Here is a 17799-nt window from a genome sequence, read left to right on the forward strand (position 1 = left end):
CCCTTATGCGACGCGCGGGTGGCGGGGCTCAAGCGGGATACGGCGTGCGGGTCTGCGACAGTTTCGGTCGTAGTCTCCGGGGCGCCGAAAAGAACATATTGGCAACCGGAACAAACCGTGCACATAGTCCGCCTCACGAAACAGGGGGCGGGTCCATGGCGGGTCTCTCCCGAACCACGACGGGAATCATGGCAAGGGAGACGAAGGCGATGTCACAGGCGGCTTTGAAACTGGTGGGCAAGGAAGACGGCGACAAGGCGCGGGCTCTGGAGGCGGCGATCGCCCAGATCGACCGCGCCTTCGGCAAGGGCTCGGTGATGAAGCTGGGCAAGGCCGGCGTGGTGGCCGAGATCGAAAGCGTCTCCACCGGCTCCCTGGGCCTCGACATGGCGCTGGGCATCGGCGGCCTGCCGAAGGGGCGGGTGATCGAGGTCTTCGGGCCGGAAAGCTCGGGCAAGACCACCCTGGCCCTGCACACCGTCGCCGAGATCCAGAAGGCCGGGGGCGTCGCCGCCTTCGTCGACGCCGAGCACGCGCTGGATCCGACCTACGCCGGCAAGCTGGGCGTGAACCTGGACGATCTTCTGGTGTCTCAGCCGGACAACGGCGAGCAGGCCCTGGAGATCGTGGACACCCTGGTGCGCTCCGGCGCGGTGGACATCGTGGTGGTCGACTCCGTGGCGGCCCTGACGCCCAAGGCCGAGATCGAGGGCGAGATGGGCGACAGCCTGCCGGGCCTTCAGGCCCGTCTGATGTCGCAGGCGCTGCGCAAGCTGACCGGCTCGATCAACAAGTCGAAATGCATCGTCCTGTTCATCAACCAGATCCGTCACAAGATCGGGGTGATGTACGGCAGCCCGGAGACGACCACGGGCGGCAATGCGCTGAAATTCTACGCCTCGGTGCGCCTCGACATCCGCCGCACCGGCGCGATCAAGAACCGCGACGAGGTGGTGGGCAACACCACCCGGGTGAAGGTGGTCAAGAACAAGGTCGCCCCGCCGTTCCGCGAGGTCATCTTCGACATCATGTACGGAGAGGGCATTTCCAAGATCGGCGAGATCATCGATCTGGGCGTCAAGGCGGGCGTGATCGAGAAGTCGGGCAGCTGGTTCTCGTACGACTCCACCCGCATCGGCCAGGGCCGTGAGAACGTGCGCGACTTCCTCAAGGCCAATCCGGACGTCGCCGTGGCCATCGAGAAGGCGGTGCGCCAGTCGACCAACAAGATCGCCGACGAGCTCATGGGCGCCCCCGAGCCCGACGAGGGGCAGGATCTCGAAGGCTGACGAGGTCCACGTCTCCTCCCCGCGAGGGCAACGCCGTGGGGTCGAGCCTGGACGCCGAAGGCGTTGAGGCGAGGAAATCGCGCCCTCGGCGCGAAACGGAAGAAGCGTCGCGGTCCTTACCGGCAAGGACGACGCCTGACCCCGGTGGAAGTTTTGGGAGTCTTTTTTTCTCGACTCCCACTTTCACCCCGCTTCTCCGGCCGGGTCCCCGCGACCCGCCACCCGACCCCGTGGGGGCCGGGCCGGAGCCGGCCGCCTGACCCCCGCCGGGTCAGGCGGCCATTCTCCCTCGAAACAGCTTCCGCGTGTCCGGCCTTCGCGGGACCCTTGCGCCCCGCGCGACGCGGGTCCAGCCTGCGCGACCGACGATCCCCGGGGAGGGGCGACCCATGACCACATCCCGCGACGCGGCGCTGCGCGCCGTCGCCCTCGGCGCCCTTCTGGCCGGCACGCTGGACCTCGGGGCCGCCGTCCTGCTGAACCTTCATCTGGGACCCGCGACGGTGCTGCAGTCCATCGCCTCGGGCTGGGCCGGCCCGGCCGCCTTCGAGGGCGGCGGGACGTTCGCCGCGCTCGGCGCCCTGACCCACTACGCCCTCATGGCGGTCATCGCCGGGGTCTGGGTCGTTCTGGCGCCGCGCGTCTCCCTCATCCGCGACCTGTCCTGGCCGCTCGCCGGCGTGGTCTGCGGCGTGGCGACCTGGGCTGTCATGAGCCTGATCGTCGTGCCCCTGTCCGCGGCCCCCTTCGACGTCGCCGACGGCGCCCGGCCCATCCTCCAGGGCCTGGTCGTCCACGTTCTCTGCGTCGGCCTGCCCGTCGCCTGGGTCGCACGAACGGTGGTCAGCCCCCGAACATGAGCCGCCGCAGCCGCGGCCGGATCCGGAGGAAGGCCACGTAGGCGCGCTCCAGCAGGGCCAGCACCCGCCGGTCCCGCGCCGCCAGCCCCAGCGGTCGCAGCAGCGGGATCGCGCGCCACATGGCGGCGAAGGCCGCCGCGCCCGACAGCAGCCGCCCGTCCTCCCGCGCATGGAACCGGGCCAGCATCTCCCCCCGGTCGATCGGGCAGCCGCCCGTGCCGTCGGCCAGATCGTGAAACCGGATGGCTCGGCGTCGGTCGAGCCGTCGCATCAGGGCGATCTCCCGCACGCACAGGGGGCAGTCGCCGTCGAACCAGACGTCCAGCTGGGCCATGCGCGCCGGCTACGCCCGCCCGGCCCGGCCCGCCATGCGGCAAGATGATGCGCGACCCGTCGAAACCCTATATGACGCCCGATCCTTCCCCCTGACGCGCGTCCGACACCATGGCCAGCCTGAAGCAGATCCGTTCGACCTTCCTCGACTTCTTCGAGGCCGACGGGCACCAGAAGATCCATTCCGCGCCGCTGGTGCCGCAGAACGACCCGACCCTGCTGTTCGTCAACGCCGGCATGGTGCCGTTCAAGGACTACTTCACGGGCGCGGCCCGCCCGCCGTCGCCCCGCGCCGTCAGCTCCCAGAAGTGCGTCCGCGCCGGCGGCAAGCACAACGATCTGGACAACGTCGGCTACACCGCCCGCCACCTCACCTTCTTCGAGATGCTGGGGAACTTCAGCTTCGGCGACTACTTCAAGGACCACGCGATCGACCGCGCCTGGTCGCTGGTGACGAAGGACTTCGGCCTCGATCCGAAGCGTCTGCTGGTCACCGTCTACGTCGACGACGACGAGGCGGCGGCGATCTGGAAGAAAGTCACGGGCTTCGGCGACGACAAGATCATCCGCATCGCCGGCTCGGACAACTTCTGGGCCATGGGCGACAACGGTCCGTGCGGCCCCTGCACCGAGATCTTCTGGGACTATGGCGACCATGTCCCCGGCGGCCCACCCGGCTCGCCCGACGAGGACGGCGACCGCTTCGTGGAGATCTGGAACAACGTCTTCATGCAGTTCGAGAAGGAGAACGACGAGATCGTCCGTTCCCTGCCGAAACCCAGCGTCGACACCGGCATGGGCCTCGAACGCATCGCCAGCGTGCTCCAGGGCAAGAACTCGGTGTTCGACACCGATCTGTTCCAGACCCTGATCGCGGCCTCGGAAGAGGCGACGAGGACGAAGGCCGAGGGCGACCGGGCGCCGTCGCACCGCGTCATCGCCGACCACCTGCGCAGCTCGTCCTTTCTCATCGCCGACGGCGTGACGCCCTCGAACGAGGGGCGAGGCTACGTCCTGCGCCGCATCATGCGCCGCGCCATGCGTCACGCCCACCTGCTGGGCGCGACCGAGCCCCTGATGCACCGGCTGGTGCCGACGCTGGTCTCCGAGATGGGCGAGGCCTATCCCGAACTGAAGCGCGCCCAGGCCTTCGTCGAGGACACGCTGAGGCAGGAAGAGATCCGCTTCCGCACCACCCTGTCCAAGGGCATGAGCCTGTTCGAGGACGCGGCCCGGGAGTTGAAGGCCGGCGACATGCTCGACGGCCAGACCGCCTTCACCCTCTACGACACCTACGGCTTCCCGCTGGACCTGACGCAGGACGAGGCGCGCCGGCGCGGCTTCGGCGTCAACGTCGACGGGTTCCAGAACGCCATGGCCGAACAGCGCGCGCGTTCGCGCGAGCACTGGAAGGGCTCGGGCCAGACGGCGAACGCCGGCGAATGGCTGGCCATCCGCGACCGGCTGGGACCGACGGTCTTCACCGGCTACGACGCCGTCGACGGCTCGGGCGAAGTGCTGGTCCTGATGAAGGACGGCGCGGCGGTGGACGCGGCGAACTCCGGCGACATCGTGGAAGTGCTGTTCGACACGACTCCCTTCTACGCCGAAAGCGGCGGCCAGGCGGGCGATCACGGATCGCTGGAATGGCCGGGCGGCTCGGCCGAGGTCATCGACGTCAAGAAGCACGCCGGCGACCTGCACGTCCTGTCGGCCGAGATCACCTCGGGCACGCTGACGATCGGCGCCCGGGTGGCCCAGCGGGTCGACGCCGAAAAGCGCCGCACCACCCGCGCCAACCACTCCGCCGCCCACCTGCTGCACACCGCGCTGAAGAACGTCCTGGGCGCCGCCGTGGCGCAGAAGGGCCAGCTGGTCGACGCCGAGCGCGCCCGCTTCGACTTCAGCCACGGCGCCCCCGTGACCGAGGCCGAGCTGGAAGCGATCGAGGCCGAGGTCAACGCCGTCATCCGCCAGAACGTCCCCGCGGAGACCAGGCTGATGGCCCCGCAGGAGGCCATCGAGGCCGGCGCCATCGCCCTGTTCGGCGAGAAGTACGGCGACGAGGTCCGCGTGCTGACGCTTGGCCAGTCGCTGACGACGGACAACAAGCCCTATTCGGTCGAACTGTGCGGCGGCACCCACGTGACCCGCACCGGCGACATCGCCCTGTTCAAGATCGTGGCCGAGCAGGGCATCGCCGCCGGCGTGCGCCGGATCGAGGCCCTGACCGGTGAGGCCGCGCGCCTGTACGTCGAAGGCCAGGCGAGGGTCGCCCGCGGCCTGGCGCGCGACTTCAAGGTCCAGCCGGCGGACGTCACCGCCCGCGTCGAGGGCCTGCAGACCTCGGTCAAGGCTCTGGAGAAGCAGGTCGCCGAGCTGAAGAGGCAGCTGGCGCTGGGCGGCGGCTCGGGCGCGTCTTCGGCGCCGGAGGAGATCGGCGGCGTCAAGCTGATCGCCCGCGTGCTGGACGGCGTCGACGGAAAGGGCCTGCGCGGCGTGGCCGAGGACTTCCGCAAGCAGGTCGGCTCCGGCGTCGTCGCCCTGATCGGCGTCACCGACGGCAAGGCGGCGGTCACCGTCGCGGCGACCTTGGACATGGCCGGCAAGGTGAACGCCGCGGATCTGGCGCGGGCGGCGGTCGTCGCGATGGGCGGGCAGGGCGCGGGCGGCAAACCCGACTTCGCCCAGGGCGGCGCCCCGGACGGCTCGAAGGCCGAGGCGGGTCTGCAGGCCGTGCGGGACGCGCTGGCGGGGTGAGGATCAGGCCGCCGGAACCTCGCGCTCCGGCAGGTCGACCGCCGCCAGCTTCCAGCCGAACAGGCCGTCGCGCTTCATCAACAGGGTGATGGACCGGTCCGCGCGTCGACCATCCTCGAAGTTGATGGCGAAGGTGTTCAGGTCGCGATAGCCCAGAGTGCGTTTCGGCTCCGGCTCGTCCGCCTTCGGTTCGGGCCGGGCGACGTCTTCGGCCTTCGGCGCCTCGCCGGTGCGGACCATCATGGCGATGGCCTGCGGCGTGACCAGGGCGTCGACCGCGCCGGAGATCAGCGCGGGCCCCAGCAGCGCGCCCAGTCCGGCCAGCGGATCGTCGCCCGAGCTGGCCCGCATCTCCTCGACGAAGCGGGCGTTGAACTCCTGCTTCATGCTGTCGCGAAAGCGCGGGAAGTCGACCAGCCGCTCCAGCGCCTGCGCGTCGCCCCGCTCGGCCGCGTCGCCCAAGGCCTTCGCCGCCAGCCACGGCGAGGCCGCGAACCAGCCCAGAAACACGACGGCGACGGCCGCGGCGAGGCCGTTGATCAGCTTGCGGTTCAAAGGGTTCACTCCACGCTGCGACGGGTCAGCCTAGACCGGTTTCGCGCCGGTCCGCCAGCGCCGCCGTCAGCCGCCGACCCGGGGGGCCGTGCGGCCGTCGCGAACGGCGGGCTGAGGCGCGGTCGCCGCGCCCGCGGGAAGGCCGACGTGGACCAGCTTCCACTCATAGATGCCGCGGCGTTCGAACGTGAACACCGTCTGCGACCCGCCCTCGTCCTCCACCGTCATGCGGGCGCGATCGACGCCCCAGTGACGCGGCGTGGGCCAGGGCCCGCCTTCGGGCGCTTCGGCCGGAGCCGGGCTGGACGAGCGCTGGGCGGCGAACCGGCCCTCGCCGCGAGTCAGCCCGCCCAGGGCCACCGGCGTCAGATAGGCGTCCACCTGCGCCTGCCGGTCCGGCGTGGGCCGCTCCAGCCCTCGCACCACCGCCCCGATCGGGTCTTCGAGGAAGCCGGGCGCGGGCGCGGTCGCCTCGGCGCGGCCCTCCAGTTGCGGGCCGAGCGACCGGCGTACGGCGGCGTAATCGATCAGCTTCTCCAGCCCCGCCTGATCGCCGGCATCCGCCGCGGCACGGATTCCGAAGAAGCCGACGTAGGGGGCCGCGAAGAAGCCGATCACGGCCACGGCCACGATCAGGCCGATCAGATTGCCGAGGATGCGGATCATGCCGGGGTCCTTCCGTGAACGGGCAGGCAAGCACGTCCGGGGCGATGCCTCAATCCGGCGCGCGCGCCGCGCGAGCGCTTGCGAACGCCCGCGCCCCGTGCGCCCATGCGCGCCGAACGAGTCCTCGGGAGGGATCCATGCTGAACCGCCGCCACCTCATGCTGACCGCCGCCGCGACCGGCGCCGTGCTCGCCGCGCCCGCCGCGGCGTCGGTTCGGACCGAGGAGGACGCCCGGCTGGACGCCATGCTGACCCGTTGGCTGGAGGAGACGATCGACCGCAATCCGACCCTGGCCACCAGCCTGGGCATCGACCGCGGCGACCGGGCCCACCTGGCCGGCAAGCTGCCCGACGCCAGCGCGGGGGCGCGGGCGGAGAACGACGCCCGCGCCCTGGCGCAATGGGCCGAGATCCAGACCATCGACGCGTCGAAGCTGTCGGAAGCGTCGAAGGTGACGCTGGCCATCTTCCGCTTCTCTGCCGAGGGCGCGGCCATGGGCGTGGCCCTGCCGCACGGCGGCGGCTCCAGTCCCTATGTCGTTACCCAGCGCTGGGGATCCTACTTCAGCCTGCCGGACTTCATGGCCAATCAGCACCGGATCGAGACGGCGGAGGACGCCGACGCCTTCGTGTCGCGCTGCCGGGCCTTCGCGAGGACGCTGGACCATGAGAGCGAGCGCGTCGCCGAGATCGGCCGGAAGGGCGTGGTCCTGCCCGCCTTCCTGATGGACAAGACCCTGACGCAGCTTCGGACCCTGCGCGACATGCCGACCGCCGACTGGGCGATGATCCAGGCCCTGGCGAAGAAGACCGCGGACAAGGGGCTGACGGGCGACTGGACGACGCAGGCCACGGCGGTGGTCGACGCGGAGGTCAAGCCCGCGCTCGGTCGTCAGATCGCGGTGTTCGAAGCCCAGCGCCCGTCGGCGACCGACGACGCAGGCGCCTGGAAGCTTCCGGCCGGGGCGGAAACCTATGCGCTGGCCCTGCGGGGCTACACGACCACCGACTACACGGCCGACCAGATTCACCAGATCGGTCTGAAGCAGGTGGCCTCCATACAGGCCGAGATGGACGGCCTGTTCCGCCGCATGGGGATGACCGAGGGCAGTGTGGGCGATCGCATCCGCGTGCTGAACGAGGACCCGCAATACCTCTGGCCCAACACCGACGAGGGGAAGGCCCAGCTGCTGGAATCGCTGAACGTCCAGATGGCCGAGCTGGAGCCGCTGCTGCCGCGCGTCTTCAACACCCTGCCGAAGTCGAAGGTCGAGATCCGCCGCGTCCCTCCGGCCATCGAACTGGGCGCACCGGGCGGCTATTATCAGCGGGCGTCGCTCGACGGGTCGCGGCCGGGCGCCTACTACATCAACCTGTCCAACACGGCGAACTGGCCCAAGTGGTCGCTGCCGACCCTGACCTACCACGAGGCGTCGCCAGGCCATCACTTCCAGATCGCCCTGTCGCAGGAGGCCGGCGACCTGCCCCTGTACCGCCGTCTGGCCGGCAACTCGGCCTACACGGAGGGCTGGGCCCTGTACGCCGAGCGCGTCGCCGCTGACGATCTGGACGTGTACGGCGACGATCTGGTCGGCCGCGTCGGCTATCTGCAGTCCTATCTGTTCCGCGCGGTGCGTCTGGTCGTGGACACGGGCCTGCATCACAAGAAGTGGACCCGCGATCAGGCCATCGCCTGGATGGTCGCCGAATGCGGCGAGCCGCCCGAGTCCGCGGAGAAGGAGATCGACCGCTACATCGTCACCCTCGGGCAGGCGTGCTCCTACAAGCTGGGCCAGACCGTGATCGAGGGCCTGCGGCAGGAGGTCGAGGCCAAGGGGAATTTCGACATCAAGGCCTTCCACGACGCCGTGCTGCTGGAAGGCATCGTGCCCCTGTCCGTGCTTCAGGAGCGGGTCCGCGCCCGCTTCGCGTAAAGGAAAGCGTCCATGTCCATGAATCGCCGCGTCCTGCTGGGCTCAGCCGCCGGCGCCGGGCTCGTCGCCGCGGGCTGCGCGCCCGCCCTGACCGGAACGGCGCCTGCCGGGCCCGCCGTCTCCGATCCCGCGGTGGCGGCGCAGCTGACCGCCTTCATGGACGACGCCTGGGAGCGGACACTGGACGCCTCGCCGGAGACGGTCACCGGTTTCGGCCTCGACACGGGCGCCCGCGCCGCCGCCAAGTCGCGGCTGACCGTGCCGACCCTCGCCGAGGAGGAGGACGGTCGTCGGCTCGTGCGTGAGTTCCGCGCCGAACTGGCGGCCGTGGACCGGTCCAGACTGGCCGGCATCGACGCCATCCGGCACGACACGCTGGCGACCAACTGGGACGCGGTCATCGCGACCTTCGACATCCCCTACGGCCAGGGCGGCTGGCCCCAGATCTATCGCGTCAGTCAGCTGAGCGGCGCCTATCAGTCGGCGCCCGACTTCCTCGACACCCAGCACACGATCGAGACGGTGGCGGACGCCGAAGCCTATGTGGCGCGCGTCAGCATGCTGGCCGACGTCCTGACCGCCGAGACCGAGCGGATGCGGGAGGACTTCGGCCGCGGCGTGATCCCGCCGGACTTCATCCTCGCCAAGGCCATCGCCCAGCAGGAAGCGATGACGGCGATCGCGCCGGGCGACACGCCGCTGGTGGCGTCGGTCGCGCGCCGGACGGCGGCGAAGGGCCTGACGGGAGACTGGGCCGCCCGCGTCGAGCGCCTGGTGTCCGACAAGGTGCACCCGGCGCTGGCGGCGCAGACCGCGGCCCTGAAGGCCGTTCAGCCGCGCGCCGGCCATGACGCCTCGGTGGCGCGCCTGCCGCAGGGCGAGCGATACTACCGGAACAGCCTGAGATACCTGACCACCACCACGCTGACGCCGGACGAGATCCATCGCATCGGACTGGACCAGATCGCCCAGCTGTCGGCGCAGGCAGACCTCCTGCTGAAGGCGCAGGGCTTCACCCAGGGCACGGTGGCCCAGCGCATCCGCGCCCTCGGCGAGGACCCGCAGTTCATCGCCCCCAACACGGACGCCGGCAAGGAAGGCATCATCGCCCGACTGAACGCGCAGATGCGGGCCATGGACGCGCGACTGCCGGCCGCCTTCGGTCGCCTGCCGAAATCGCCCGTGGAGATCCGCCGCGTGCCGCCCGCGATCGAGCAGGGGGCGTCGCTGGGCTACTACAACTCACCGAGCCTCGATGGGTCGCGGCCCGGCATCTACTGGATCAATCTGAAGGACACGGCCGACTGGCCGCTGTGGACCTTGCCGACCCTGACCTATCACGAGGCGTCGCCTGGCCATCACCTGCAGATCGCCCTGCAGCAGGAGAGCCCGTCGGCGCCCAAGCTGATGAACACGGTCTTCTTCTCCAGCTACGTCGAGGGCTGGGGCCTGTACGCCGAGCAGCTGGCGGACGAGCTTGGGGCCTATGAGGACGATCCGCTGGGCCGCATCGGCTATCTGCAGTCGCTGATGTTCCGCTCCGCCCGTCTGGTCGTCGACACGGGCATTCACTCGAAGGGCTGGAGCCGCGAACGGGGCATCCAGTACATGATGGAGGCCTATGGCGACGGCGAGGGCGCGGCCACGTCCGAGGTCGAACGCTATTGCGCCTGGCCGGGTCAGGCCTGCACCTACAAGGTCGGCCACAATGAATGGGTCCGCCTGCGGAAGAAGGCGCAGGACCAGCTGGGCCCGCGCTTCGACCTGCGGGGCTTCCATGACGCGTCGCTCGAGACCGGCGGCGTGCCGCTGACGGTGCTGGAACGCGTCGTCGACGACTGGATCGCCTCGCGCCGGGGCTAGCGCCGCGGCCTGTGCGGCCGATGCGGCGGCGATTCGTCGTCGCAGACGATGTAGGCGTGTTCGTAGAGATCCTGCGGTCGTCATCGAGCGCCACGGCCAGGGCGGCGACCTCCGCGCCTGTGCGACGGATCATGGGCGGTTCCTCCGCCGCCCGCCGTCGTCGCTAGCCGCGGATCTCGCCCGTGACGGAAGGTGACGGGATCTGACCTTGCGCCGGGTCGCCCTCGATCCCGGCGGACGCGAACGCGGCCTGCACCGCCGGATCGGATCGCGCCTCGGCCAGCAGCCAGTCGCGGAAGCGGGCGATCTTGCCGACCCGGCGGCGTCCCTGCGGCCAGCACAGCCAGTAGGCCCAGCCGGGCACCAGTTCGACCGCCAGGTCGAACGGCCGGACCAGAAGACCGGCCTGGATCTCGCGCGCGAACAGGATCGGACTGGCCAACGCCACGCCCTGGTCGCCCAGCGCGGCCGCCACCTCCAGCGCCTGATAGTCGGCCCGAAGGCGCGACGGGGTCTGGCCTTCGGCCGGCACGCCGGCGGCGGCGAACCAGACGGCCCATTCCTTCTCCAGACCGATGCGCGGGGCGTTCAGCAGGTCCTTCGGCTCGCGGATGCCCAGACGCTGCACGCAACGCGGGCTGCACAGCGGCGTGAAGACGCTGGGCATCACCTTGACCGCCTCCACCCCCGGCCAGTCGCCCGAGCCGGAACGGATGCCGACGTCGAAGCCGTCGCGGCCCAGGTCGACGACGTGCGGCGCGGTGTCGAGCCGCACCGCCAGTTCCGGATGCGCCAGCTGGAAGCCGCCCAGCCGGGGCGCCAGCCACTGGGTCGCCAGCGTCGCCAGAGTGGTGATGGACAGCACGCCCACGTCGGCCTCCGTCAGGTCCATCACCGCCCGCCGGAGCAGGGTCATGGCCTCCGTCGCCGCCCTCGACAGGCGCTCGCCCGCCTCGGTCGGGCGCACCTCACGCGGCAGGCGGTGGAACAGGCTCTGGTTCAGCCGGCCTTCCAGCGCCTTGATCTGCCAGCTGACGGCCGCCTGGGTCATGCCCAGTTCCTGCGCCGCGCGGGTGAAGCTGTTCAGTCGCGCCGCGGCCTCGAACACGCGCAGGGAGGCCAGCGGGATGGAGGCCAAAGGGTCAGGCATAAGCTTACCTTGTTCGAAGCTCCGAGAGTCCCGTTTGTCGCAAATCCGGACAAGGCGCAAGGTGTGGGCATCGAAAGCCGTAACTCACCGGAGGCCGCCATGGAAGAAGCTCATCGCACGCATAAGGAAGCCTCGTGGGGCTGGGTCGCCGTTCTGAACGACTGGCGGCGGTCGCGCACGCGTCGCGTGATGCGCGCGACGGGTCGTTGGCCGGCCCGTCGCGGGCTCTAGTCCCGAACCACCATCCCCTCGGCCCGCCGGAGTTCGTTGTGCACGGCGGTGGCGGCCACCGCAGCCTCGGCCGTGGCCACCGCGATCTGGTTCAACCCCCTGACCACGTCGCCGGCCGCCCACAGACCCGGCACGCTGGTGGTCTGGTGATCGTCCGTCATCAGCCTCCCGTCGTCGGCCCGCCGTGCGCCCAATCGCACGGCCAGGTCGACGGCGGGCGTCGTGCCCAGCGCCGAATAGACGTGGTCGAACGAGCGCTCTGCCCCACCCCACGTCAGGCAGGTGGCCCGGTCGTCCCGAAGGCGCACGGCCTCCACGGGGCCGACCAGCACCTCGACGCCCAGCCTCGCCGCCTCCTCGGCCCGCGGCGCCGGGCCTTCGCCGACGTGGATGAGCGTCACGCGGTCCGAATAGGTGCGCAGGAAGGCGGCCTCTCTCAGTCCCATGTCGTCGTCGCCGATGACCGCGACCGCCTTGCCGGTCGCCTCATAGCCGTCGCAGATCGGGCAGATGCGGACCAGCGACCGCTCGATGGCGTCGTCCACGCCGGGCAGGGACGGTTTCCGGTCGACGACGCCTGTGGCGAGCACCACCGCCCGGGCCCGCACGGATCGTCCGTTCAGGTCGGCGCGGAACCCGTCGCCGTCGATCTCCAGCGCCTCGACCCGTCCGGGTTCGACCACGGCTCCGTACTCCGTCGCCTGCGCCGTCATCCGCTTCAGCATCAGCTCGCCGGTGATGCCCTCCGGAAAACCGGGCATGTTGTGGCTGACCGGTATCCAGCAGGCCCGCGGCTTGCCTCCGTCCGCGACCAGCACCGATCGGCGGAACCGCGCCAGATAGGTGGCGGACGTCAGGCCGGCCGGGCCGGCGCCCACGATCAGGACATCGACGTCGCTCATTCGACCACCGCTTCGTACAGCACCGGCCATTCGTCGGAGGGCAGGCCCCAGCACTCCTCCATCGCGGCCTCGCCGGTCAGGACGAAGCCGCGCCCGGTCCAGGCCCAGGCCCGGGCCACGCCGCAATCGCCGACGCCGCGTACCTTGTCGAAGCTGGTCAGCAGGCCGCTCTCCGGGTCGAAGTCGCCGTTGACGATGAACGGGGTCGGCTCGCCCCGGGCCACCGGCAGGCCCAGCGGATGGGCGTCGTCGCCGTCCGGCCCGGCGATGAACAGCCGCGATCCGGCATTGTAGGCGCCGCGATAGCAGGGCACCTCCCACAACAGTTTCTCGACGCCGATGCGCCAGACGCGGGCCTGTCCGTCCGGAACGTCGACGCGGCATTCCTTGACGGCGGGCAGGGCCTCCAGCGCCGCCGGGACGGGTCGCTCGTCGCCGCTCCCGCCGCCGGAGATCCGGAGCGGCGTCACGCGCGGCCTCTCGCGCGCCGGCTCGACGGCCCTCGGGGCGGCGTCGCCACGCCGGATAAGGGCCGTCGTCGTGCCCAGACGCCGCTGCTGCTCGTCGATCCAGAGGAAGGCCGCGGCCGCTCCGCCCAGCGAGACCGGACGGGCGCGGCCGAAGCCGGTGATCGTGGCCCGGCGCCCGCGCCCCAGCGCCGAAACCGCGTCGGCGCCCGGCGGGCTTCCGTCGACGGTCAGGGCCGGCCGCGCCGCCGCCTCGCCGTCGCGAAAGTCGGCGGCGCCGAAGCTCACCGTCGGCCGGGCGTCGCCCTCGGGCCCGATCTCCACCTTCAGCCACGCGCCGTCGCCGCCCGACCCGGTCAGGGCCACGCAGCGATTGACGTTGTCGCAGACCGCCATCCAGTCACGGAACACGCGCGTCCGGGGGGCCATCCCGTTCGGACCGTCCTGGGGGCGCCGCGCCGCGCCGGAAGGCGTCGCGGCCCCGGCCGTCTCCGTCTTCGCCCCGGCCGGTCCGGGGGCGGCTTTCTCGGCCGGCGGAGAACAGGCGCCCAGCGCCAGCGTGGCCAGCGTGAGCATGGCGGCGGTGCGGATCATGTCGTCCCCCGATCAGGGCGCGGCGGTCAGGCCTTGCGCAGTTCCGACGGCCTGTGCGCGGCGCGGGCGCCGGTCTTGCCGCTTTCGACAAGATACTCCGGATTTTGCGGCGACGCCGCGACCTTGTGGCCCTTGATCTTGATCGGCTGGGTCAGCTTGCGCACCACCTTGCCCCGGGTCGTGCCCTGGCTGTGATCCCACCTCACCGCGTCGCCGGGCCTGAAGGTATTTTCGCTCACCCCGCCCGCTCCTTCGCGTCGTTTTCAGCCAGCATCCGGCGCATCAGTTCCGCGTCGATCAGCGGCGGCGGTTCGCAAAAGGCCAGAATCCATCGTTCGACCAGCCGATCCGTGTCTTCGTTCATGTCGCCATCCCACTCTCGAGCCACTGGAAGGCGCAGGAGCCCCGGAGGTTCAGCTTTGCCGCAGGCGGCGATTTCAAGGCACGGTTAAGGGCCGCGGCCGCCGCCTTTGCGCGGCGGCGCGCCGGTCGCTATACCGCCGCGCAACTCCCCTCTCGAACAGGACGTCCCATGGCCAAGATCAAGGTCGCCAACCCCATCGTCGACATCGACGGCGACGAGATGACCCGCATCATCTGGCAGATGATCAAGGACAAGCTGGTCTTCCCGTTCCTGGACGTCGAGCTGGACTATTACGACCTCGGCATGGAGCATCGCGACGCCACCGACGATCAGGTGACCATCGACGCGGCCCACGCGATCCAGAAGCACGGCGTCGGCGTGAAGTGCGCCACCATCACCCCCGACGAGGCCCGTGTGAAGGAGTTCGGCCTGAAGAAGATGTGGAAGTCGCCGAACGGCACCATCCGCAACATCCTGGGCGGCGTGGTCTTCCGTGAGCCGATCATCTGCTCGAACGTGCCGCGGCTGGTCCCGGGATGGACCCAGCCGATCGTCGTCGGCCGGCATGCCTTCGGCGACCAGTACAAGGCCACCGACTTCCTGATGCCCGGCCCGGGCGTCCTGACCATCAAGTTCGTCGGCGACGACGGCCAGGTGATCGAGCACGAGGTGTTCAAGTCGCCGGGCGCGGGCGTGGCGATGGGCATGTACAATCTGGACGACTCGATCCGCGACTTCGCCCGCGCTTCGTTCAGCTACGGCCTGAACCGCAACTACCCGGTCTATCTCTCGACCAAGAACACGATCCTCAAGGCCTACGACGGCCGCTTCAAGGACATCTTCCAGGAGGTGTTCGACGCCGAGTACGCCACCGAGTTCAAGGCGCGCGGCCTGACCTACGAGCACCGCCTGATCGACGACATGGTGGCGGCGGCCATCAAGTGGTCGGGCGGCTTCGTCTGGGCCTGCAAGAACTACGACGGCGACGTGCAGTCCGACGTGGTGGCGCAGGGCTTCGGCTCGCTGGGCCTGATGACCTCGGTGCTGATGACGCCGGACGGCAAGGTGATGGAGACCGAGGCCGCCCACGGCACCGTGACCCGCCATTACCGCCAGCACCAGAAGGGCGAGGCCACCTCGACCAACTCGATCGCCTCTATCTTCGCCTGGACCCGCGGCTTCAAGCACCGCGCCAAGCTGGACGACAACGCCGAGCTGGCCCGCTTCGCCGAGACGCTGGAAAAGGTCGTGGTCGACACCGTCGAAGCCGGTCACATGACCAAGGATCTGGCCCTTCTGGTCGGCGACCAGCAGGGCTGGCTGACCACCGAGGGCTTCCTCGACAAGGTCGCCGAAAACCTGACCGCGGAGATGGCCCGGGCGGCGTAAGCGTCGCCGTCAGCTTTCGTGGGACGACGAAATCCTCCCGTCCGGTCAGGGTGCCGGCGGGAGGATTTTCATATGCGCCGAACCGCCCTCGTTCTCGCCGCCGCCTCGCTGGGCCTCACCGCCTGCACCACCGACCCGGAGGTGTGGAACGCCATCGCCATGGGCCTGGAGCAGGCCGCGGCCGACTTGGAATGGGAGAACCGCAACTGCTACTGGGCGCCGCCTCCCGGCATTCCCTACGGCGCTGCCCAGAAATACTGCCCCGGCGACTGGGGATACCAGCCGCCCGTCGTGGTCGTTACCTGCGCGCCGCGCGACCGCGACTGCGACGGATACCCGGACCGCCGTCGGCGTGATCGCGACCATGACGGCCGCAGGGATCGCGACCGCGCCTAGCCGCCGCGAAGCTCCTGCTTCACCCGCTCGGCCAGGGTCTTGATGTCGAGCGGCTTGGGGAGGAAGGACACGCCGACCTCGTCCTGCAGCAGGTCCGAGAAGTCGCTCTCCGCATAGCCCGAGATGAACATCACCGGCGCGTCGCCGAGGAAGGGGCGGGCCTTCTTCAGCAGGGCGGGCCCGTCCAGCCCCGGCATGATGACGTCGGAGATCAACATGTCGATCTGGCCGGCGTGCTCCTCAGCCAGGATCAGGGCTTCCTCGCCGTCCGCGGCCTCGATGACCTCATAGCCGCGCTGGCGCAGCAGTCGGGCGGCGATGCCGCGCACCGCGGCCTCGTCCTCGACGAACAGGATGCGGCCGGATCCCGCCAGGTCGCGCGGCGCCTTGGCCGCCTTCTCGACCACCGGCGCCTCGGCCAGGTCGGCCGCCGCCGCCTCAGGCAGGAAGATGCGGAAGGCGGCCCCGGCCCCTTCCAGATTGACCACGTTGATGTGGCCGCCCGCCTGCTCGACGATGCCGTAGACGGTGGCCAGACCCATCCCCGTGCCCTCGTTCACCGCCTTGGTGGTGAAAAAGGGTTCGAAGATCTTGTCGATGATCTCGGCCGGAACGCCCGGCCCGGTGTCGGACACCTCGATCAGCGCCACGGCTTCGGTCGACGGATGCGCCCAGCCCATCTGCCGGGCCTGATCCGCGGTCAGGCGGCGCGTCTTGATGGTGACCACGCCGGCACCCGGCTCCACCACGCCGCGCATGGCGTCGCGCGCGTTGACGGCCAGGTTCATCACGGCCGTCTCAAGCTGCGATTTGTCGGCCAGCACGACGGGAAGGTCGCGCCCGTGATCGGTTTCCAGCCGAACGTCCTCGCGCAGCAGCCGGCGCAGCAGCACGGCGAACTCGCCGACCAGTTCGCCGAGGTCCAGCCGCTCGCGCCGGACGGTGGACTTGCGCGAGAAGGCCAGCAGCTTGCGGACCAGGTCGGCGGCCCGCACCGCCGTCTGGCGGATCTCGTTCAGCCCTTCGTAGGAGGGATCGCCCACCGGGTGCCGTTCCAGCAGACCCGACAGCTGCAGCTGGATGGCCGTCAACAGGTTGTTGAAGTCGTGCGCCACGCCGCCGGCCAGCTGGCCCACCGCCTGCATCTTCTGCGCCTGCGTCAGCTGCAGCTCCATCGACTTCTGGGCGGTGGCGTCGAACAGCCAGATGCGCCGGCCCTGACCCTCGGGCGCGACGTAGAGGTGCAGGATCCGCTCGGGATGGGCGCGCGGCTGCAACTCGATCGGACCGTGCGAGCCCGCCTCAAGCCGCGCTCGCGCCTCGACCACGCCGGCCGGATCGAACAGGTGACCGAACGCGGCGTCACGCGCGGCCGCGGGTCCGGTCAGTTCGGCAAGAGCCGCGTTGGGCGCCGTCAGCTTGCCGGCGAACAGATCGTCGCTCTCGATCAGGGCGGAGCCGAAGGGCGCGCCGGCGGCCATGGCGCGGGCCTCGCCCGTGTCCGCCCGCATCGGCGCGGGCCGGGCCGGCTCGCTGGAGGGGGCCAGCAGGGCGTCGGGCGCGGCGCGCAGCAGGAAACGGCCTTCGCCCGCCCGGCCGATCACGACCTCGATCTCCTTCGCCCCGACCGAAACGATCGCTCGTCCCTCGCCGCCGCGACGGGCCTCCGCGAAGGCGGCGTACAGGGCCTGACCGCCGGCGCGGGCCTTGGGCAGGCGCGTCGTGTCGCCGTTGGCTTCGGCCCAGGCGGCGTTGAACGCCAGAACCTGGCCGGAAGCCCAGACGAGGGCGGCGGGCTCGGCCAGCGCGTCCAGAATTTCGACCGCGGCGTCGCCGCTGGGCCGCTGCGCGGCCTCGTTCCTGCCGAACGCCAGCAGGCCGATCAGGGCAACGCCCGCGGCGGCGCAGATCAGGATCATGCCCGGCGTGCTGAACGGATCCGTCCGGAAGGCCGGATAGGCCATGGCGGCCACGGCCAGCCCGGCGCCCAGCGCCATCACGATCAGCAGGGGATCGAAGGGCAGGCGGCGGGATGGGGTCATGGTG

16 protein-coding genes are annotated in these 17799 nt (G+C 70.5%); 7 read left to right on the plus strand and 9 right to left on the minus strand.

Going from position 1 to position 17799, the window contains the following annotated elements; all coding sequences use genetic code 11:
• Positions 1 to 209 precede the first annotated feature (209 nt).
• Positions 210 to 1289, plus strand: coding sequence for a recombinase RecA (gene recA, locus EFJ44_RS06175; protein ID WP_125256817.1), 1080 nt, complete (start codon positions 210 to 212; stop codon positions 1287 to 1289).
• A gap of 389 nt (positions 1290 to 1678) precedes the next feature.
• Complete coding sequence (locus EFJ44_RS06180; RefSeq protein ID WP_125256329.1) at positions 1679 to 2149, plus strand: hypothetical protein; 471 nt, start codon at positions 1679 to 1681, stop codon at positions 2147 to 2149.
• Here the strand turns inward: EFJ44_RS06180 and EFJ44_RS06185 are convergent.
• Positions 2133 to 2483 carry a DCC1-like thiol-disulfide oxidoreductase family protein gene (locus tag EFJ44_RS06185; RefSeq protein WP_125256330.1) on the minus strand — a complete coding sequence of 117 codons (351 nt, stop codon included), beginning with the start codon at positions 2481 to 2483 and terminating at the stop codon, positions 2133 to 2135. The genes EFJ44_RS06180 and EFJ44_RS06185 overlap by 17 nt on opposite strands.
• Before the next feature lie 110 nt (positions 2484 to 2593).
• Here EFJ44_RS06185 and alaS point away from each other — a divergent pair, with 110 nt between their 5' ends.
• Positions 2594 to 5242: an alanine--tRNA ligase gene (alaS, locus tag EFJ44_RS06190; protein ID WP_125256331.1), complete on the plus strand. Its 2649-nt coding sequence runs from the start codon at positions 2594 to 2596 to the stop codon at positions 5240 to 5242.
• A 3-nt stretch (positions 5243 to 5245) separates the two neighbouring features.
• Here alaS and EFJ44_RS06195 read toward each other — a convergent pair whose 3' ends face one another.
• Positions 5246 to 5797 (minus strand): DUF2939 domain-containing protein, encoded by a 552-nt coding sequence (locus EFJ44_RS06195; protein WP_125256332.1) that lies wholly within the window; start codon positions 5795 to 5797, stop codon positions 5246 to 5248.
• 66 nt (positions 5798 to 5863) lie between these two features.
• Positions 5864 to 6463 (minus strand): DUF2939 domain-containing protein, encoded by a 600-nt coding sequence (locus EFJ44_RS06200; protein WP_125256333.1) that lies wholly within the window; start codon positions 6461 to 6463, stop codon positions 5864 to 5866.
• Between the two features lie 137 nt (positions 6464 to 6600).
• Between EFJ44_RS06200 and EFJ44_RS06205 the strand changes: the two genes are divergently transcribed.
• The gene (locus EFJ44_RS06205; protein WP_125256334.1) at positions 6601 to 8397 is read left to right on the plus strand and encodes a DUF885 domain-containing protein; all 1797 of its coding nucleotides are present in this window, start codon (positions 6601 to 6603) and stop codon (positions 8395 to 8397) included.
• 12 nt (positions 8398 to 8409) lie between these two features.
• Positions 8410 to 10260 (plus strand): DUF885 domain-containing protein, encoded by a 1851-nt coding sequence (locus tag EFJ44_RS06210; protein WP_125256335.1) that lies wholly within the window; start codon positions 8410 to 8412, stop codon positions 10258 to 10260.
• A gap of 163 nt (positions 10261 to 10423) precedes the next feature.
• Here EFJ44_RS06210 and EFJ44_RS06215 read toward each other — a convergent pair whose 3' ends face one another.
• From EFJ44_RS06215 to EFJ44_RS14055, 5 genes are all read right to left on the minus strand, one after another.
• A complete protein-coding gene (locus EFJ44_RS06215; protein ID WP_125256336.1) occupies positions 10424 to 11410 on the minus strand; it encodes a LysR substrate-binding domain-containing protein in 987 nt (328 codons plus the stop codon).
• A 227-nt stretch (positions 11411 to 11637) separates the two neighbouring features.
• Positions 11638 to 12543 (minus strand): NAD(P)/FAD-dependent oxidoreductase, encoded by a 906-nt coding sequence (locus EFJ44_RS06220; RefSeq protein WP_125256337.1) that lies wholly within the window; start codon positions 12541 to 12543, stop codon positions 11638 to 11640.
• Positions 12540 to 13604 carry a DUF1176 domain-containing protein gene (locus tag EFJ44_RS06225; RefSeq protein WP_125256338.1) on the minus strand — a complete coding sequence of 355 codons (1065 nt, stop codon included), beginning with the start codon at positions 13602 to 13604 and terminating at the stop codon, positions 12540 to 12542. Before EFJ44_RS06225 ends, EFJ44_RS06220 begins: the two co-directional genes overlap by 4 nt.
• A gap of 26 nt (positions 13605 to 13630) precedes the next feature.
• Positions 13631 to 13843: a hypervirulence associated TUDOR domain-containing protein gene (locus EFJ44_RS06230; RefSeq protein ID WP_125256339.1), complete on the minus strand. Its 213-nt coding sequence runs from the start codon at positions 13841 to 13843 to the stop codon at positions 13631 to 13633.
• A complete protein-coding gene (locus EFJ44_RS14055; RefSeq protein ID WP_277596057.1) occupies positions 13840 to 13968 on the minus strand; it encodes a hypothetical protein in 129 nt (42 codons plus the stop codon). The genes EFJ44_RS06230 and EFJ44_RS14055 overlap by 4 nt, the downstream gene beginning before the upstream one ends.
• 168 nt (positions 13969 to 14136) lie before the next feature.
• Here EFJ44_RS14055 and EFJ44_RS06235 point away from each other — a divergent pair, with 168 nt between their 5' ends.
• A complete protein-coding gene (locus EFJ44_RS06235; protein WP_125256340.1) occupies positions 14137 to 15357 on the plus strand; it encodes an NADP-dependent isocitrate dehydrogenase in 1221 nt (406 codons plus the stop codon).
• 72 nt (positions 15358 to 15429) lie between these two features.
• Complete coding sequence (locus tag EFJ44_RS06240) at positions 15430 to 15753, plus strand: hypothetical protein (RefSeq protein WP_125256341.1); 324 nt, start codon at positions 15430 to 15432, stop codon at positions 15751 to 15753.
• On the opposite strand, the gene cckA is transcribed toward EFJ44_RS06240, so the two are convergent.
• On the minus strand, positions 15750 to 17795 hold the full coding sequence (gene cckA / locus EFJ44_RS06245; RefSeq protein ID WP_206426881.1) for a cell cycle histidine kinase CckA: 2046 nt from the start codon (positions 17793 to 17795) through the stop codon (positions 15750 to 15752). The two genes, EFJ44_RS06240 and cckA, sit on opposite strands and share 4 nt — an antisense overlap.
• Positions 17796 to 17799: the final 4 nt, after the last annotated feature.

It is taken from the genome of Brevundimonas fluminis, assembly GCF_003934285.1.
GTDB lineage: Bacteria > Pseudomonadota > Alphaproteobacteria > Caulobacterales > Caulobacteraceae > Brevundimonas > Brevundimonas fluminis.

Excerpts from the sequence above, each read along its gene's own strand:
- recA (WP_125256817.1), top strand. The coding sequence starts at position 210 with ATGTCACAGGCGGCTTTGAAACTGGTGGGCAAGGAAGACGGCGACAAG.
- EFJ44_RS06180 (WP_125256329.1), top strand. The coding sequence starts at position 1,679 with ATGACCACATCCCGCGACGCGGCGCTGCGCGCCGTCGCCCTCGGCGCC.
- EFJ44_RS06185 (WP_125256330.1), bottom strand. The coding sequence starts at position 2,483 with ATGGCCCAGCTGGACGTCTGGTTCGACGGCGACTGCCCCCTGTGCGTG.
- alaS (WP_125256331.1), top strand. The coding sequence starts at position 2,594 with ATGGCCAGCCTGAAGCAGATCCGTTCGACCTTCCTCGACTTCTTCGAG.
- EFJ44_RS06200 (WP_125256333.1), bottom strand. The coding sequence starts at position 6,463 with ATGATCCGCATCCTCGGCAATCTGATCGGCCTGATCGTGGCCGTGGCC.
- EFJ44_RS06205 (WP_125256334.1), top strand. The coding sequence starts at position 6,601 with ATGCTGAACCGCCGCCACCTCATGCTGACCGCCGCCGCGACCGGCGCC.
- EFJ44_RS06210 (WP_125256335.1), top strand. The coding sequence starts at position 8,410 with ATGTCCATGAATCGCCGCGTCCTGCTGGGCTCAGCCGCCGGCGCCGGG.
- EFJ44_RS06215 (WP_125256336.1), bottom strand. The coding sequence starts at position 11,410 with ATGCCTGACCCTTTGGCCTCCATCCCGCTGGCCTCCCTGCGCGTGTTC.
- EFJ44_RS06220 (WP_125256337.1), bottom strand. The coding sequence starts at position 12,543 with ATGAGCGACGTCGATGTCCTGATCGTGGGCGCCGGCCCGGCCGGCCTG.
- EFJ44_RS06225 (WP_125256338.1), bottom strand. The coding sequence starts at position 13,604 with ATGATCCGCACCGCCGCCATGCTCACGCTGGCCACGCTGGCGCTGGGC.
- EFJ44_RS14055 (WP_277596057.1), bottom strand. The coding sequence starts at position 13,968 with ATGAACGAAGACACGGATCGGCTGGTCGAACGATGGATTCTGGCCTTT.
- EFJ44_RS06235 (WP_125256340.1), top strand. The coding sequence starts at position 14,137 with ATGGCCAAGATCAAGGTCGCCAACCCCATCGTCGACATCGACGGCGAC.
- EFJ44_RS06240 (WP_125256341.1), top strand. The coding sequence starts at position 15,430 with ATGCGCCGAACCGCCCTCGTTCTCGCCGCCGCCTCGCTGGGCCTCACC.
- cckA (WP_206426881.1), bottom strand. The coding sequence starts at position 17,795 with ATGACCCCATCCCGCCGCCTGCCCTTCGATCCCCTGCTGATCGTGATG.